The 10,644-nt window shown below is 70.0% G+C and carries 12 protein-coding genes; 10 read left to right on the top strand and 2 right to left on the bottom strand.

Features of this window, described 5'->3' with window-relative positions:
• Window positions 1–171: 171 nt before the first annotated feature.
• The 4 genes from fsa (at window position 172) to D7X12_RS34070 (ending at window position 4,104) form a co-directional block, all read left to right on the top strand.
• Window positions 172–837 carry a fructose-6-phosphate aldolase gene (fsa, locus tag D7X12_RS34055; RefSeq protein WP_120629381.1) on the top strand — a complete coding sequence of 222 codons (666 nt, stop codon included), beginning with the start codon at window positions 172–174 and terminating at the stop codon, window positions 835–837.
• A 159-nt stretch (window positions 838–996) separates the two neighbouring features.
• Window positions 997–2,133 (top strand): acyl-CoA dehydrogenase family protein, encoded by a 1,137-nt coding sequence (locus tag D7X12_RS34060; RefSeq protein ID WP_120629382.1) that lies wholly within the window; start codon window positions 997–999, stop codon window positions 2,131–2,133.
• A gap of 165 nt (window positions 2,134–2,298) precedes the next feature.
• The gene (locus D7X12_RS34065) at window positions 2,299–3,096 is read left to right on the top strand and encodes an electron transfer flavoprotein subunit beta/FixA family protein (RefSeq protein WP_120629383.1); all 798 of its coding nucleotides are present in this window, start codon (window positions 2,299–2,301) and stop codon (window positions 3,094–3,096) included.
• Between the two features lie 42 nt (window positions 3,097–3,138).
• The gene (locus D7X12_RS34070) at window positions 3,139–4,104 is read left to right on the top strand and encodes an electron transfer flavoprotein subunit alpha/FixB family protein (RefSeq protein ID WP_120629384.1); all 966 of its coding nucleotides are present in this window, start codon (window positions 3,139–3,141) and stop codon (window positions 4,102–4,104) included.
• An 87-nt stretch (window positions 4,105–4,191) separates the two neighbouring features.
• Here the strand turns inward: D7X12_RS34070 and D7X12_RS34075 are convergent, their stop codons facing one another.
• The gene (locus D7X12_RS34075) at window positions 4,192–4,776 is read right to left on the bottom strand and encodes a cytochrome c oxidase assembly factor Coa1 family protein (protein ID WP_158620177.1); all 585 of its coding nucleotides are present in this window, start codon (window positions 4,774–4,776) and stop codon (window positions 4,192–4,194) included.
• Between the two features lie 134 nt (window positions 4,777–4,910).
• Here D7X12_RS34075 and D7X12_RS34080 point away from each other — a divergent pair, with 134 nt between their 5' ends.
• The 5 genes from D7X12_RS34080 to D7X12_RS34095 all read left to right on the top strand — a co-directional run bounded on the left by D7X12_RS34080 (window position 4,911) and on the right by D7X12_RS34095 (window position 8,801).
• Window positions 4,911–5,888 carry a GNAT family N-acetyltransferase gene (locus D7X12_RS34080; protein ID WP_120629386.1) on the top strand — a complete coding sequence of 326 codons (978 nt, stop codon included), beginning with the start codon at window positions 4,911–4,913 and terminating at the stop codon, window positions 5,886–5,888.
• A 124-nt stretch (window positions 5,889–6,012) separates the two neighbouring features.
• Complete coding sequence (locus tag D7X12_RS43150; RefSeq protein WP_158620178.1) at window positions 6,013–6,150, top strand: hypothetical protein; 138 nt, start codon at window positions 6,013–6,015, stop codon at window positions 6,148–6,150.
• 10 nt (window positions 6,151–6,160) lie between these two features.
• Window positions 6,161–7,084 carry a DMT family transporter gene (locus tag D7X12_RS34085; RefSeq protein ID WP_120629387.1) on the top strand — a complete coding sequence of 308 codons (924 nt, stop codon included), beginning with the start codon at window positions 6,161–6,163 and terminating at the stop codon, window positions 7,082–7,084.
• A 77-nt stretch (window positions 7,085–7,161) separates the two neighbouring features.
• Complete coding sequence (locus D7X12_RS34090; protein WP_120629388.1) at window positions 7,162–8,136, top strand: MBL fold metallo-hydrolase; 975 nt, start codon at window positions 7,162–7,164, stop codon at window positions 8,134–8,136.
• 35 nt (window positions 8,137–8,171) lie between these two features.
• Window positions 8,172–8,801 carry an MOSC domain-containing protein gene (locus D7X12_RS34095; protein WP_120629389.1) on the top strand — a complete coding sequence of 210 codons (630 nt, stop codon included), beginning with the start codon at window positions 8,172–8,174 and terminating at the stop codon, window positions 8,799–8,801.
• Window positions 8,802–8,882: 81 nt separating this feature from the next.
• On the opposite strand, the gene D7X12_RS34100 is transcribed toward D7X12_RS34095, so the two are convergent.
• Window positions 8,883–10,358 carry a pentapeptide repeat-containing protein gene (locus D7X12_RS34100; protein WP_208719457.1) on the bottom strand — a complete coding sequence of 492 codons (1,476 nt, stop codon included), beginning with the start codon at window positions 10,356–10,358 and terminating at the stop codon, window positions 8,883–8,885.
• Window positions 10,359–10,402: 44 nt separating this feature from the next.
• Here D7X12_RS34100 and D7X12_RS34105 point away from each other — a divergent pair.
• On the top strand, window positions 10,403–10,644 hold a 242-nt coding region (locus tag D7X12_RS34105), incomplete at its 3' end, for a S4 domain-containing protein (protein WP_279637261.1).

Here is a 10,644-nt window from a genome sequence, read left to right on the forward strand (position 1 = left end):
ATAAGAGACAGTCTTGGGCGGGGTCTTCGCGGTGGAGCGGGGGGCGCGGGCCATGAGCGGCGCTACCTGTAACCCAGCCGTCGCCCGGGTGGCCATCCTTGACGCATGGGAGACCATGGACTACGGCCTGCCCGCCCGGTCGCCGGTGGCCGGGGACACCTAGGGGATGGCATGAAGTTCTTCATCGACAGCGCGGACGTCGAGGAAATCCGCAAGGCTCACGCGATGGGCTGCGTGGACGGCGTCACCACCAACCCGTCGCTCCTGGCCAAGGTCGGCCGCGGGCTGGAGGAGACCATCCGCGAGATCTGCTCCATCGTGGACGGTCCCATCAGCGCCGAGTGCGTCTCGCTCCAGGCCCCGGAGCTCATCAAGGAGGGGCAGACGCTCGCGAAGATCCACGACAACGTCGTCGTGAAGATTCCCATGGGCGTGGAGGGCATGAAGGCCGTCAAGGCGCTCACCGCCGAGGGCATCCGCACCAACGTCACCCTCTGCTTCTCCGCCAACCAGGCCCTGCTGTGCGCCAAGGCCGGCGCCACGTACGTGTCGCCCTTCGTGGGCCGGCTGGATGACATCTCCCAGGACGGCATGGAGCTCATCGCCCACATCCTGGAGATCTACCAGAACTACGACTTCACCACGCAGGTGCTGGTGGCCAGCGTGCGCAACCCCGTGCACGTGCTCCAGGCCGCGCGCCTGGGCGCGGACGTGGCCACGCTGCCCTACAACGTCATCACCCAGCTGGCGAACCACCCGCTCACCGACGCCGGCATCCAGAAGTTCCTCGCGGACTGGGAGAAGGTCCCCAAGCAGGCGAAGCCCGCGGGCAAGTAGGCCCCTGCCTCCCGGTGCCCCCGGGGCCGCGCCCCCTGTCCGTTCCGGTGTCCCTGGAATCTGGCGGGCGGGCGCGTGCTGGGGCTGGCGGACTGGCGGCGGGAGCGGTATGGCAGGGGGACGCGTTGATATTTGAATCAACCCTCCCGGAGCCGCCTCATGGAATTCCAGCTCACCGAGTCCCAGCGCGCGTTGCAGGATGCCGCTCGCAAGTACGCCCGCGAAGTGGTGCGTCCCAAGGCCGCCCACTACGACGAGACCTCCGACTTTCCCCGCGACCTGCTGTCCGCGGCCTTTGAGCTGGGCCTGCTCAACATGGCCATCCCCACCGAGTACGGCGGCGTGGGGCTGTCGCACCTGGAGCAGGTCATCGTCTGCGAGGAGCTGGCGTGGGGCTGCGCGGGCGTGGCGACGTCCATCATCGCCAACGACCTGGCCAACCTGCCCATCATCCTCCACGGCACGGATGACCAGAAGAAGCGCCTGCTGGCGCCCTTCGGACAGAAGCTGAAGTTCAGCTCCTTCTGCCTCACCGAGCCCAGCGCGGGCTCCGACGTGGCGGCCCTGAGCACCACCGCGCGTCTGGAGGGCGACGAGTACGTCCTCAACGGCAGCAAGTGCTTCATCACCAACGGCGGCTACGCGGATCAGTTCACCGTGTTCGCCACGCTGGACAAGGGCCGCAAGCACAAGGGCATCACCTGCTTCGTCGTGGAGGGGCGCCCCCAGGGGCTGACCACTGGCAAGCACGAGAACAAGATGGGCCAGCGGGCGAGCAACACCACCACGGTGACCTTCGACGAGGTCCGTGTCCCGGTGGCCAACCGCATCGGCGAGGAGGGCGAGGGCTTCAAGGTGGCCATGGCCACGCTGGACAACAGCCGCCCGCTCACCGCCAGCCTCTCCGTGGGCATCGCCCGCGCGGCGCTGGAGCACTCGCTGGAGTACTCCAGCCAGCGCCACACCTTCGGCAAGCCCATCCGGGAGCACCAGGGCGTGCAGTTCATGCTGGCGGACATGGCCATGAACACCCACGCCGCGCGCCTGCTCACCTGGGAGAGCGCCTGGGTGCTGGATGAGGGACAGCGCAACACCCTCCAGTCCAGCTATGCCAAGTGCTTCGCTGCGGACATGGCCATGAAGGTCGCCACCGACGCCGTGCAGGTCTACGGCGGCTACGGGTACATGAAGGAATACCCGGTGGAGAAGCTGATGCGCGACGCCAAGCTCATCCAGGTCTACGAGGGGACGAGCCAGGTGCAGCGGCTGGTCATCGCGAAGGAACTGTTCAGGTAGAAAAGCAAATCTGTCCCCGGCGGGGCTTTCCCGTTGCCGCCGCCGTGGACGGATGTCTATTAGTTCGGACCTGTCGCGCGGCGCGTCATCACCGGCGCCGCGTCCCGGTGCCGCTGCAGCAGCCGACCCACTTTTCAAGCACTCCCCACAGAGGAGAAGCCCGCCGTGAAGATTCTCGTCACCGCCAAGCGCGTGGAAGATCCCGAGTCGAAGATCAAGGTCAAGCCGGACGGCTCGGACATCGTCAAGGAGGGGCTGAAGTACAAGATCAACCCCTTCGATGAAATCGGCGTGGAAGAGGGCCTGCGCCTCGCGGCGAAGCACACCGGCGAGGTGGTGGTGGTGTCCATCGGCGGCAAGGAGGTGCAGGAGCAGCTGCGCCACGCGCTCGCCATGGGCGCCAACCGCGCCGTGTGGGTGAACCACACGGGCCCGTTGGATCAGCTGGGCATCGCGGGCCTGCTCCAGAAGGTCGCGGAGAAGGAGAAGCCGGACCTCGTCATCCTGGGCAAGCAGTCCATCGACGACGACCAGAACCAGGTGGGCCAGTACCTGGCCGAGTTCCTGGGCTGGGGCCAGGCGACGTTCGCCTCCAAGGTGGAGTCGCTGGAGAGCGAGCAGGAGAAGAGCAAGTCCCCCGCGGTGGTGCTGACCGCGGACAAGAAGAGCGTGCAGGTGGTGCGCGAGGTCGACAACGGGCTCGCCACGGTGGAGGTCCAGCTGCCGGCCGTCGTCACCACGGACCTGCGCCTGAACCAGCCCCGGTACGCGAGCCTGCCCGGCATCATGAAGGCCAAGAGCAAGCCCATTGAAGAGCTGACGCCGGCGGCCCTGGGCGTGGACGTGGCGCCGAAGATCCAGGTGCTGAAGCTCGCGTCGCCTCCGGCGCGCAAGGCCGGCATCAAGGTGCCGGACGTGGCCACCCTGGTGGAGAAGCTGCACAACGAGGCGAAGGTCGTCTGAGCGCGCGCCCCATCCATCCCTAAAGATTCCGGAGACAGACCCATGTCCATCGTCCTCATCGTCGCCGAGCAGCAGCCGGACGGAAACCTGCGCAAGGCTTCCCTCAACGCCATCGCCGCGGGCAAGCAGCTCGCGGACAAGGCCGGCGGGGAGCTGCACCTCGTCCTCTTGTCCAAGGATCCGTCGAAGCTCGCGGGCGAGCTCGCGGGCACCGGCGCCAAGGCGGTCCACACCGCCGCGGCCCCGGAGTTCGAGCACTACCTGGCGGAGGTGTTCGCCCCCGTCGTCGCGTCGCTCGCGCAGGAGCTGAAGGCCACCTTCATCGGCGCGGCCTCCACGGCGCAGGGCAAGGACCTGCTGCCGCGCGTCGCCGCCCGGCTGAAGGCCGCCATGGCCACCGACATCACCGCCATCAACGGCAGTGGCGCGGACATCACCTTCACGCGCCCCATGTGGGCCGGCAACGTGTTCGCCGAGGTGAAGCTCACCACGCCCGTGCAGGTCATCAGCATCCGCGCCACGGAGTTCTCCGCCGGTGCGGGCGGTGGCGCAGCCGCGGAGGTGAAGTCCTTCCAGCCGAAGCTGGAGGCCTCCAAGACGAAGTTCGTCAGCTTCAACGAGGTGAAGAGCGCGCGTCCGGAGCTGACCGAGGCCCGCGTGGTGGTGTCCGGCGGTCGCGGCACCAAGGGCGACTTCAAGGAAGTCGAAGCGCTGGCGGACCTGCTGGGCGCCGCGGTGGGCGCGTCCCGCGCGGTGTGCGACGCGGGCTGGGTGCCCAACGACTACCAGGTCGGTCAGACGGGCAAGGTCGTCGCGCCGCAGCTGTACATCGCCGCGGGCATCAGCGGCGCCATCCAGCACCTGGCCGGCATGAAGTCCTCGAAGACCATCGTCGCCATCAACAAGGACCCGGAGGCGCCCATCTTCCAGGTGGCCGACTACGGCCTCGTGGAGGACCTCTTCAAGGTCCTGCCCGCGCTGCGCGAAGGCATCCAGAAGCTGAAGTAGGCCACCGTCGGTCGTCGTGACACGCGGGGCGCGTTGCCGGGAGGAACCCCTTCCCGGGAGCGCGCCCTTCGTGCGTCCGGGGCCTGACTACAGCTCGATGTCGCTCTCGTGGCCGGGCTGCTTCTCCCGAGGAGGGAGCGGGACGGCAGGGGCCTCGGGCTCCAGGTCGCGGGGCTCGTCGCCGGGTTCCCCTGGGGCCGCGTCCTCGGGCAGGGCACCGGGCGCGTCCGTGTCACCGTCGTCGAGCAGGTCGATGCGGCTCCCGTCCTCCAACTGGACGTAGAGCGTGCGGAAGGCCCAGTCCTCGCCCTGCTTGTCGGCGACGACGGTGAGGGTGCCGTCCGCCTTGGGGCCGTCCAGGGGCACGACAAGCTCCGCGTGGGAGCGGCCGTTGTTCGTGTTCACCTTCGTGCTGCTGGGGAAGCCCGGCTTGAAGGGGGTGCCCAGCGCCTTCTGCACGTGCGGGTCGTCCGCCGCCACGGCGAGCGCCTCCGTGTACGCGCCCATGTCCCGCACGGACTTGTAGCCCCAGCCCAGCGCGAGGGCGGTCACCCCCAGGCACGTGCCCATCAGGCCCAGGCAGCCGCCCACTGGCAGCGCCCACTTCCAGTTGCGGCTCCACCACCCCTGGCGGGGCGCGGGCGCGTAGTCACCCTCGGGCATCGTGGGCATGGGGGCTCTCTCTCCTGTGCTCGGTGTTTCGGCGTTTCCGTCGGGCCGTGTCATAGCCGGTTCCGGACGAAGCGGGGGTGGGGGACGTGTCGCGGAGGCTCGACGAGGCTCGCCTTCATGACAGAGTGTCCGTCATGCCCTCTGGTGGCGTCTCGACGGCCGAGCTCGCGGACCTGCTTGCGGCGCTGCCTTTCGGCCATCGGCTGTGGGTGCGCGGCATGGGGCGGAGTCTGTATCCGCTCCTGCGCAGCGGGGACGCGGTGCGCCTCTTGCGCTGCGGGCCGGAGCGGCTGGCGCGCGGGGACGTGGCCCTGGTGCGGCACGGGCCCCGGCTCGCCGCCCAGGTGGTGCTGTCCACCCGGCCCTGGGTGACGGAGTCGCTGCTGGGCGGCACCGACGTGCCGGGAGGGGAGCTGGTGGGACGGGTGATTGCCCTCAAGCGTGGCAGCCTGGTGCTGCGGCTGCCCCGGCCCACCCGGCCGGCCCTGTTCCTCACACAGCGGGCCCTGTCCGGCGTGTGGACGAAGCCCGCGGCCCGCGCGGTGTACCGCCACCTGCGCGACCTGTTCTCCGGATGGACGAAGCCCCTGCGCCGCCACTTCGTGGGGCCCGTGGAGATCCGTCTGGTGCGGCAGGACGACCTGGACGCGCTGCTCTCCTTCGCGACGGAGCGGCTGGTGGTGTCCGGCACCTTCCTGCGCCGCCAGCTGAGGGACCGCTGGGGCCTGCCCGAGGAGCGGCGCGTGGGCGCGGCGGCGGGGGCCTTCGATGCGCAGGGGCGCCTGTTCGGCTTCGCCTGGGTGGACGACTACCACCAGGAGGGGCTGGCGCTGGACGGCTTCTGGGTGCGCTCGCTGGTGGTGTCCCCCCGGGTGCGGCGCATGGGGGTGGCCACCGCGCTGGTGCGCTGCCTCCTGGATGAGGCCCGGCGCCAGGGGGCGGAGCGCGTCCACGCTGACATCGACGAGGACAACACCGCGTCGCTGCGCACCTTCTCGGGCCTGGGCTTCCGTCCCGCGCCGGACTCGCTGACGGTCACCACGAACCAGCAGTGGGACGCGGCCGGGGGCAGCAAGCGGTTGGTCGTGCTGGTGCGGACGCTGTCGGTGTGAGCGTGGGCCGGGGGTTGCGCTCCCCCGGAGGGTGGGCCAAAAGCACCACCCGTCCCGTTCTTCACCGCGCATCCCCCGCTGGCGAGGCCCGTTGTGAGCAGCTCCGCGTCCGTCATCTCCTCGCTTGCTGTCCATCGCGTCGCGCTTCTTCCCGGAGACGTGGACGTTCGTCCCCTGCGCCTCGGCGCTCATCGGGCGGGAGGGCGTGATGCCGCCGGGCGTCCGTGTCCTGCTCCGCGTGGCGTGCTTCTTCATTCCGTAGGGGTGGGGCGGTGACGCAGGACACGGAAGAGGCGCGGTGGCGGGCGGATGGAGCGCTGGTGCTCCTCACCGTGTTCTGGGGCGTGACGTTCGTGGTGGTGAAGGACGCGCTCGCGTTCGCGGATCCCTTCACCTTCATCACGCTGCGCTTCGCGGTGGGCGGGGCCGTGATGGCCGTGCTCGCACGCGGGCAGATGTTCGCGCCCGGCGTGTTGAAGAAGGGCGCGCTGCTGTCGGTGTTGCTGTTCCTGTGCTTCGCGCTCCAGACGGTGGGGCTGACGGACACCACGCCGTCGCGCGCGGCGTTCCTCACCGGGCTCAACGTCCTCTTCGTCCCGCTCTTCGCGGTGGTGCTGCTCAAGCACATCCCCCGGTGGGGCTCCTTCGTGGGCGTGGTGCTGGCGGCGGTGGGCCTGTACGCGCTGACGCGGCCAGGAGAAGGGCCGGTGCGGCCGGGCCACTTCCTGGGCTTGTACCTGGGGGACTGGTTGTCCATCGGCTGCGCGGTGACGTACGCGGGCCACATCCTGCTCACGGAGCGCTTCGCCACGCGCGACGGCGTGCTGGGGCTGGTGGCGGTGCAACTCATCGGCGTGATGGTGCTGTCCGCGCTGTGCCTGCCGTTCGTGGAGCGCAAGCTGGAGTGGACGCCCTCGCTCATGGGGGCGGTGCTCACGTGCGGCGTGCTCGCGAGCGCGGTCGCCATTGGCGTGCAGACGTGGGGACAGGCGCGCACCACGGCGGTGCACGCGGCGGTCATCTTCGCGCTGGAGCCCGTGTTCGCCGCGGCCTACTCCGTCGCGGTGGGGCGCGAGGTGCTGGGGCCGCGCGAGTGGTCCGGCGGCGCGCTCATCCTCCTGGGCGTGCTGATTTCAGAGCTGGGGCCCGTGGTGTGGGACAGATGGCGGGCACGGGGCCGCATGCCCGCCGCCTGAGCATCCGGCGCGCGGAGGCGCTCCGCCCGGTCCGGAGCGCGAGCACGCGGGCCGCGCTATAGACAGCGGCCGATCCCATGAGCGTGGAGCTGAGACGAAACGGGCTGCACCTGACGGGCACCCCCCTGTCGCTGGACGCGAAGCGCAAGTCGCCGCTGTCCTTCGTCAGCCATGGGCACTCGGACCACATCGCCCGCCACGAGAGCACCATCGCCACGGCGGCCACGCTGCGCTTCATGGCCCACCGGCTGGGCCCCGTGCGAGCGCCCCTGGCGGTGCCCTATCGCCGCCCCTTCGCCCTGGGGCCGCTGATGCTGGAGCTGCTGCCCGCGGGCCACATCCTGGGCAGCGCGCAGCTGCGCGTCATCCGCGCGGACGGCCGGCGCATCGTCTACACCGGGGACCTGAACACCGCGCCGTCGCTCACCGCGGAGGCGACCGAGGTGGCGACGTGCGACACGCTCGTCATCGAGTCCACCTTCGGCCATCCGCGCTACCGCTTCCCGCCGCGACCGGAGGTGCTGGGGCAGGTGGAGACGTGGCTGCGCGCGCAGCTCAACCGGGGCGTGACGCCGGTGCTGCTGGGCTATCCGCTGGGCAAGAGCCAGGAGGCCATGAAGCAGCTGTCGGACCGGGGCTTCCGGCTCGTCGCGCACCCGTCCATCTTCGAGGTCGCGGAGCTGTACGCGGAGCTGGGCGTCCCCATCGACAACCTGCGCCGCTATGACGGCCGGGTGGAGCCGGGCGAGGTGCTCTTCTTCCCGCCGCACCTGGTGCGGGGCGGGGGACTGGCGCCCCACTGGCCCCGGGCGACGGCGGTGCTCACCGGCTGGGCCATGGACCCGGGCGGCGCGCGGCGCTACGGCGCGGACGTGGCCTTCCCGCTGTCGGACCACGCCGACTTCCCGTCGTTGATGCGCTACGTGAAGGACACCGGGGCCACGGAGGTCATCACCTGCCACGGCTTCGCGGAGGAGCTGGCCCAGGCGCTGTGCGACGCGGGCACGGACGCCCGCCCGCTGGGCAAGCCACAGCAGATGGCGTTGTTCTGATTTTCCGCGCCGAAGCGTTAGAACGGTCGCCCGATATGACCGCACCCGCTCCCTCGCTCTCCGGCCATCTTGCCAACGTGCTCCTGTGCACGGACCCCGAGAAGAAGCGCTTCGTCACCCGTGAGGTGCCCGAAGTGCAGGTGTCCTTCGAAGGCTTCGTGGGGGACCGGCACGCCGGCCTCACGCGGCTCGCGGACGTGCGCACACCCTGGTTCCCCAGGGGCACGGTCGTCCGCAACACCCGGCAGGTGTCCGTGGTGTCGCGCGAGGAGCTGACGGAGGTGGCCCACGCCATGGGCATCCCCCACGTGATGGCCTCGTGGCTGGGCGCGAACCTGGAGCTCGTCGGGGTGCCCCGGCTGACGCACCTGCCGCCGGGCACGCGGCTGTTCTTCCCCGAAGAGGCCACGCTGGTGATGGAGGGAGAGAACCAGCCCTGCATCCACCCGGGCCGCGCCATCGAAGCGCACCACCCGGACCTGAAGGGGCTCGCGAGCCGCTTCGTGAAGGCCGCGTGGCAGAAGCGCGGGCTGGTGGGCTGGGTGGAGCGCCCGGGCCTCATCCGCGCCGGTGACGAGGTGCGGGTGATGCTGCCCCCGCCCGTGACGTACTCGCTGCCCGCCGCGCCCGTGCCCGTGGCAGCCAGGCAGGAACAGGTGGCCTGAGAAAGCAGAAGGCCCGGTGGGACGCTCGCGCGCTCCGACCGGGCCCCTCTGCTCACCTGCCGCCTCACGGAGGCGACAGCACTACGCGTCCGGCGACTGGACGATGAGCTTCTCCTTGCCGCACACGTCGCACCGCACGTGCACGAACAGGTCCTCGTCGCTGTCCTCGGGCACTTCACCCTCGGGCACGCCCAGCTCCGCCTTGGCCAGCGCGGCCACCTTGGCCGGGATGTCCTGCGCCTTGAGCGACTGCACGTAGGTCATCTCGCGCTCGTGGCACTCGCGCACCTCCGGGCCGGTGAGCCACGTGGGCTCCATGCCCTCCGGCAGCCGGCTGAGCAGCTCCAGGTTGGACACCGACTCCGCCAGGTACGCGAGCCTGCGCAGGCGCACTTCCTCCGGCAGCGCCGCGAACACCTGGAAGCCCTCGAGCAGCGCCTGGCGGTCATCGCCCGTCGCCGCCTGCGCCAGCTCCATGGACGCCTCGCTCGACTCCAGCGCCTCGTCCCAGTTGTTCTCCGGGTTGAAGCCCGCCTCCAGCAGCGACGTGTAGAGCTGCGAGGCGGCCATCCGGCGACGCACCTCGTGCAGGTGCTCCACCACCTCGTGCGTCAGCCGCAGCTCCAGGAGCGCGCCCGTGGTGCGCGGGTCGATGGAGCCCGTGAGGTCGTCCACCTCCACCTCGGCGCGCAGCTCACCCTTGAGCTGCTTGGCCGCGGCGAAGCGGAACAGGGGCAGCACGCCCACCTCGCGCAGGTACACCGCCGCGACGTTGGCCTCCTTGCCGCCCATGCGCAGCGCCTTCTGCGCGCGCTCCACCGCCGCGGGGTCCGCCGCGGGCTTCTTGTTCTCCAGCCGCGTCTTCACCGCCTCGCGGTAGAGCGTCTCCAGCGAGTTGCCCGGAGGCAGCCGCTGCGGCAAGAGCGGACGCAGGCCCGGCACGTCCAGCACCCAGAGCGGGGGAGCGCCCACGTGCTTGAGCGCCCGGAAGAAGAGCGAGCCCGGCGGATCCTGCGGACGGAACGGCGGCAGGTCGTCCGGATGCGCGGGGTTGGAGCCCTCCATCGCGTTGCCGCCGTGCGACTGGCCCAGCATCTTCTCGCGCTGTTCGCGCGTGAACGCCGTGATGCCCTGCACGGGCGGGGGCGGGGGCGGAGGCGCTTCCTCGCCGTCCAGGCCCGTGACGCGGTCCATGTCCACGTCGTCCAGTTCCAGGTCCTCCAGACCCTTGGCGCCGGTGAAGTCGCATCTCAGGAGCTTCAGTTTTTCGAAGGTACAGCCTTCCAGGTTGGCGCCGCGGAAGTCGCAGTCCTGCAGGCGGCCTCCGTGGAAATAGGCGTTGGAGAGGTCAGCGTCCCGGAAGTTCATCTTCGACAGGTCACAGCGCTCCCACTCGGAGCCCACCAGTCCGAGCCCGGACAGGTCGGCGTTGGCGGAGAACAGCTGCGTGAACGTGGCGCCGGTATGGTCGGTGGCCACCTGGGACGACTTGCGCAGCTTGTTCCACTCTGCGGAGCCGCTCTGGAGCAGCTTCTCGATAGTTGGGGCTTTCGGCATGGACCGCGAATTATTCGTGTGGTCTGGTCCAGGCGCCAGCACAAATGATCGAGTACCGAATTGAAGCCGACACCGTCGGGATGAGACTGGACAAGCATCTGCGCAAGCGGATGCCCAACGTCCCGGTCAGCCACCTGTTCAAGATGATCCGCACCAAGAAGGTGCGGGTGAACGGCAAGCGAGCGCAGCCAGAGCAGCAGCTCGCCGAAGGAGACGTCCTCACCATCCGCGGCAACGAAGAGCAGCTTACCCTCGCGGAGCGTCCGAAATCGGACCGTCCCAAGCC

Origin of the sequence: Corallococcus sicarius (assembly GCF_003611735.1) — a bacterium.
Lineage (GTDB): Bacteria > Myxococcota > Myxococcia > Myxococcales > Myxococcaceae > Corallococcus > Corallococcus sicarius.